At 57.6% G+C, this 255-nt stretch carries 1 protein-coding gene; it reads right to left on the bottom strand.

Annotation, left to right across the window (positions count from 1 at the left end):
* Positions 1-255, bottom strand: a 255-nt coding sequence (locus SB753_RS39280) for a response regulator (RefSeq protein WP_410805450.1), incomplete at both ends; no start/stop codon positions are given.

Here is a 255-nt window from a genome sequence, read left to right as displayed (position 1 = left end):
CGATGGCTGATGGGGTCCAGCAGCAATCCGTTGATTTCGATAGGGTCTTCCACACCGCGTGGGGTTGCTCGGCGCAGCACGGCTTTCAGACGCGCCACCAGTTCACGGGGTGAAAACGGCTTAGTGATGTAATCATCTGCGCCAGCTTCTAGCCCCTGAATTTTATTATCCTCTTCGCCTTTGGCGGTGAGCCTAATAATAGGCAGTTCGGCGGTGGCTTCTTCGCGCTTGAGGCGGCGGGCCAGCTCAATGCCG

Origin of the sequence: Paraburkholderia sp. SIMBA_053 (genome assembly GCF_046534895.1) — a bacterium.
Taxonomy (GTDB): domain Bacteria; phylum Pseudomonadota; class Gammaproteobacteria; order Burkholderiales; family Burkholderiaceae; genus Paraburkholderia; species Paraburkholderia caledonica.
The sequence above is the reverse complement of the archived record's forward strand: the minus strand, read 5'-3'. Positions and strand labels throughout refer to the sequence as shown.